Raw genomic sequence first — 5587 nt, forward strand, 5'->3', positions numbered from 1 at the left:
TCCTGCAAACAGGTGCCTTCTCTGACACATTCGAGAGCCGCAAGGGCATTTTTGTGTACGGCGGCATGGGGCTGTTCGATGCGTGAATAGCTTGGAGTATTCGAGAAGATCTTTTTCCCTTCCGTTGCCATCCATTTGCCAAAGCGGCAGTTGTGATGATCGGAAAGCGTTGTTTCGTGATCGTTGAAGACACCGTTGTATGCGTTGACTTTAAACAGAATATGGTCAAGCTTCGCAAGTGTTGCGAAAAGTTCATAGGATGTGTGCTGGTTGTCTCTTTCAATAATTTTCGAATTGTCGACGAGCTGTTTGAGTGTCGCTTTGAAATCGTGGAGATTGGAAGCTGCCTGATTCGCTTCTGCCTCCAGATTTTCACTGTCTTCATTCATGGTCGAAGCATTCTGTTTGAGAGTGCTGATACTTATTTCGACTTCGACTGTCGCTTTCTGGGTTCGTTCTGCAAGCTGCCTGACTTCGTCTGCAACTACGGCGAAACCGCGTCCATGTTCTCCTGCCCTGGCCGCCTCGATTGCCGCATTCAGAGCCAGTAGATTGGTCTGATCCGATATCTCTTTGATCAAACCGATGACTTCTGATATCGCGGTGACACTGTCATTGAGGCTTTCCGCGTTGTTTCTGAGTTCGTTTGCCATTTGGATAATGGTTTCCGTGCTGAAGATATTGTCGACATTTTCTTCGACCTCGGCTATGATATTTCCGCCCTCTCTGTTCAGTCGGTTGATTTCATCCTGTTTTTCTATATCTTCGAGCAGCTCTTTTTGTATATACGTAATATTTTCAATACAACCATTCGTCAACATCCGTGTCAAAGCATTTTTGAGCTTGTTTTCTTCACGAATATCTCTAACATCGCGCTCTTCGGCAATAAACTTTTCATTCTGATGTTTTAAAAGTTGAATTTCCTCTTCCAGGGATTCAATTCTCTTTTTAAGCGCTGCATTTTCGCTTTGCAGCATCTGCTGTTTACCGTTTATTATTCCGAACATGGTTTTTCCTTTATATAGAATAGAGATTTGCTTTTGTACGTTTTTCTAACTCTGGAATGCTTTGTGGTTTACCAAGGTGATAACCTTGTCCATAATCGATATTGTAGGTTGCGAGTTCGTAACATTGATTTTCCGTTTCGACAAATTCGATAATTGTTTCAAGATTCAGGGATTGGCTCATTTCGGATATGATTTTCAGAATCCGTTGGGTCGATAAAGAGTTTTCAAAGCTCTGTGTCAAAGAACCGTCGATTTTGAGATACCGAATGACTCCTTCTTCCGCCAGTTGGATGACAGTCTGAAGGGAACTGTAGCCGGTGCCGAAATCGTCGATGGCAAAGATAATTCCATGTTCCTGATTCAGCCGTATGATAAGTCCGAGACTTTCCAAAAGCTCCTGTTCCGTCAGTTCCACGATGATTTCGGTACCTATTAGAGGACCACGTATGGCCTCGATCAATTTGTCGATATAATTCGAATCCAGCAGAGTGGAAGCGGAGACATTGATAAAGAGTTTGCCGGTAATCGAGCGAATCATCTCACTATGATATAAAATACGATCGAGAACGAGAAAATCGAGCTTGGAGACCATCTTCATTTCGATGAACAGGTCGATGAACGCACCGGCCGGTATGAAGTTTCCATTCTCTTCGATCCGTGCCAACACTTCGAAGGCGTATGTCCTGTCGATTCGCTCCATATATGAAATAGGTTGCAAAAAAATTTCGACTTTTCCTTTTTCCATCGCCTCCTTCAATTTGGTGATTTGCCAATAATAGTCATTGACCCACTCCGTCATTTTTTTCTGTTCGTCCGAAGAAATCAAATATTGAACAGTGCCGTTTTCTTTCAGTTTCTTTTTCAGATAGGAAAAAATGACAGCCATCTCATCTTTTTCGATGATCAGAGGCTCATCCAGTTTTAAAAAAGCCTTTTTTACAATGAACTTCGGAAGGTGAGGGGATTTGGCAAGCATCTTTTTTAACGTTTCATCGAATGCATGCTCGATTTTTTTGATCGATTCGAGGGAGCAGTTTTCAAACAGTATGTAAAAATCGCCGCTGATTCCTTTGGTGTAGACCATGCTTCCCTGATTTTCGAGATAGACCGAATTAAGGGTTTCTCCTACCAGTTCGATAACTTTGTCGCCAACTTTTGGAGTATGAAGTTTGTTGATCTCTTTCATACTGAAAATATCGAAAATGGCGACATAGAGTTTGTTTTGATGGAATGTCTGATGATAGAGATAGTTTTTAAAAGTTTGGTGCCGGTTAATCTGGGCATTGAAATAAAGAATACTTACAAGGTTGAGAAGTTTTTCATTGTACTCTTTGATTTGATAAAACACAATGTAAGCTGATTTGTAATGCTGTCGTATGAAAAGATAAGCGAATGTGATCGCCAACTCATGCAGCTTGTGATGGGTTTTTTTCAGATAGTCACAGATATTCAGTTCGTGACAGATCATTTTCGACTCAGGATAGTCGAGTGCGAAGAGGAAAGGGCAGGAGTCCCCGTCTGTCAATGGAAACTCTTCCATGTTCTCGTTTTTGATTGCATCGATCAGCCAGTGCTGCCATTTGTTGTGAATGCTGTATAGAAGCTTTTCTTTGAAATGTCCGCTTTCGACCGCTTCAAAATGTTCCACATCATGTTTCAGAAAGAAATATCCCGCGTAATTTTTTAAAGCGTTGAAAAAATCGACGACATCTTCGCTTTCGTCCTCTTCCGTGCAGACATTGCGAATAAGATAATCTTTGATAATCTCTAAATCTTCTATCAGAATGGCGAAAGGTATGGTATATTCGATGAAAAGTTCACTAATGTGTTGGGCAGTCTCTTTGGCATTATTCTTGTCAATTTTCAGCAATTTGATGAAATTTTCAATCTCTTTTAAGATAGTTTCGTCACTGAAGCGTATTTTATATTGACTGAGAAGAGGATTGTATCGATGGAATCGTTGAATTTTTTCCGAAATTGCGACAAAATCATGGTTTGTCAAACAAAGCCTTTTTATCATTTGTAAACCTGATTTTAAAAATCACCAATATTTATGAACTTTTGTATAGTAGTATGAAATTAGTGTCAAAATGGTGTCAAAACAGCAGACAGCAGCAATCTGTAACCGTATCCAAAACGGTTTTCGATAAAATTACCCGGTATTTTTTTCCGAAGACGTTTAATGAGTGCTTTGACGGCATTTGACGAGAGGTCTTTGTCGTAACGGATATAGAAAAGGGTGGAAATCTCTTCAATGGAGAAATAGTATTCCGGATCGGATGCAAGGATGGAGAGAAAAATCGATTCGTTTTTTGTCAGTTCGACTTCATGGTTTTGGCATAGCAGACGTTTGGATCGTACACGAAAAATGCAGCCGTTGGAGAAACCAAGGATTTCTCCTTTGATTTTCTCGAGTTGTTTTCCCGCCAGTTCGATGGCTTGAAGCAGCTCCTTTTTCTTGACGGGTTTGATAAGATATTTCGAGATATGGAGCTCAGCCGCTTTTAGAAGCTTCTCCTTTTCACTGTGGGCGGTCAGAAGTATCACCCGGGTGTCGAAGTCGTTTTTTCGGATATGTTCGATCAGTTGGAGACCATCGATTTTCGGCATGAGGATATCGGCAATGATAATTTCGGGTCCGTTTTGATGGTAGAGTTCAAGGGCTTCTTCCCCGTTTTCGGCTGTCCACACATGCTGAAAATAGTTTTTCAACAGCCGCATATAGGCTTGACGTATCTTTCTTTCATCTTCGACATAGAGCATCGTATAGGGAAACTTTTTTCTCATTTTCAAGACAATCCTTTGAGTCTCAGTCTGAATGTCGTCTCGATACGATCGACCAATTCCAGTTTGCCTTGCAACCGGGTTTCAACGATGGCTTTGGCCATAAAAAGACCGATGCCGCTTCCTCTTTCCTGTAATTTGGAGGTGAAAAAGGGGTCGAAAATATGTTCTACGATCTTTTTGTCGATACCTCCGGCATTGTCTTTGACAGTAATTTCACAATAGTTTTCGCCTTGTTTCACAAAAATCGCGATTTTCGGTTTTTTGGTTTGATTGCGCTCGAAAGCATCCATCGCATTGTTCAGAAGGACGAGAAAGATATGAACGAAATCCTGATCCGAACCAAAAACCTCAATGCAATCCGAGATCTGTATATCATAGTCGACACCTATTTTTTCACTGCGCTGTTTTAGAAGGTTCAGTACTTCATGGATCGCTTTGCCCGGTTTTGTAATTCCGATATTCTCCGATGGCGTTACGTATGCTCTGAAATTTTCGATCGTTTCCCCCATGAAGGATGTGGTATGTTCGAACTCTTCGAAAAATCTGTCGAAACGTTTACGGTCGAGCCGATTTTCGATAAAATCGTTTTCAAGATCAAGGATTAATGCGTTGAGTTCGGCAAGCGGCTGCTTCCATTGATGGGCGATATTGTTCAACAGTTGTCCCATCTGAACCAGCCTGCTTTGCCGCATCAGCAGTGACTGTTTTTTTTCGTTCTCGATCTGAAGTTTTTTCATTTCCGTGATATCCTGACCGATTCCCCTGACCCATACCGGTTTGCCATCCTGGAAGGTTACTTTCGCTTTCGAATGCAGATAGGCCAGTTCACCGGTCTGTTTGAGAATTCTATAGGTGATGTCGTATTTGAAATTTTTATCGCTAAACGCCTTTTTTAACGCCTTTTCGACCATGGGTCTGTCTTCCTCGACCACATGATCCAGACACCGTTCCAATGTCATGGTAGGTTTGAAGTTTTCATATCCGAACATACGATATACATCGTCCGACCAGTATGCACGGTTATTGACGGGATCGTAATCCCAATAAACGATATGGGCCATCTCCTGTGCGATTTTCAAACGGTTAAGATACTCTTTGAGCTCTTTTTCCTGTGTTTTGGTTCCCGTGATGTCAATATAGGCACCGGCAACACCGATGATATTGCCTTTGTAATCTTTCAGTGGACTCTTATAGATTGCGATGTCGAGCTTACGCCCTTCACATGTAACGATCTTGGTCTCTTTCGTGTAAAACTCTTTACCTAGATGGACGATTTCGAAATCCCCTTCACGATATATGGAAGCGATATCCGGATTGGCCAATGTAAAATCATCTTTGCCGACAATTTTGGAGAGGGTTCGGATACCGAGGTCTCTTAAAAAAAGTTGATTGGCACCGGAGTAGCGTAGCAGCCTGTCTTTCCAAAAAAAACGTATCGGCAATGTATTGACGATGGATTGCCAGAAAATTTCATTGCTGAAAAATTTTTCTTCATACGCATGATAATGTTTTTGTGGAGAAGTTGTTTTTTTGCTTTCCCCAATGTAGCCTGTAAAATTCCCCTTTTCGTCAAATTGGGGTGTTCCGGTAATTTCGAGCATTATAATTTGGCCGTTTTTATGTTGTCTTGGACGAATCATGCCTTTGAATGGCTGCGGCGAAATGGAACAGAGAATACTTTTGGTCTTCATGTATTCGTCTATTCTGTTTTTTGGGACATCTGGAGGCAACGTTTTACCGATAAATTCATTTGGTTGGTAACCCAAAATGCGCTCGATGGCACTGCTGACATA

Annotated in this window: 4 protein-coding genes; all 4 read right to left on the bottom strand. The window is 41.5% G+C overall.

What is annotated here, in order from left to right:
• Positions 1 to 1007 (bottom strand): methyl-accepting chemotaxis protein (locus Q1K24_RS09020; protein ID WP_300369148.1); only part of this gene is annotated, 1007 nt, incomplete at its 3' end.
• Positions 1008 to 1017: 10 nt separating this feature from the next.
• On the bottom strand, positions 1018 to 3009 hold the full coding sequence (locus Q1K24_RS09025) for an EAL domain-containing protein (RefSeq protein WP_300369151.1): 1992 nt from the start codon (positions 3007 to 3009) through the stop codon (positions 1018 to 1020).
• An 83-nt stretch (positions 3010 to 3092) separates the two neighbouring features.
• A complete protein-coding gene (locus tag Q1K24_RS09030) occupies positions 3093 to 3794 on the bottom strand; it encodes a response regulator (RefSeq protein WP_300369154.1) in 702 nt (233 codons plus the stop codon).
• Positions 3795 to 3796: 2 nt separating this feature from the next.
• Positions 3797 to 5587, bottom strand: a 1791-nt coding sequence (locus Q1K24_RS09035; RefSeq protein ID WP_300369157.1) for a PAS domain-containing protein, incomplete at its 5' end; no start/stop codon positions are given.

The organism is Hydrogenimonas sp., assembly GCF_029932565.1.
GTDB lineage: Bacteria > Campylobacterota > Campylobacteria > Campylobacterales > Hydrogenimonadaceae > Hydrogenimonas.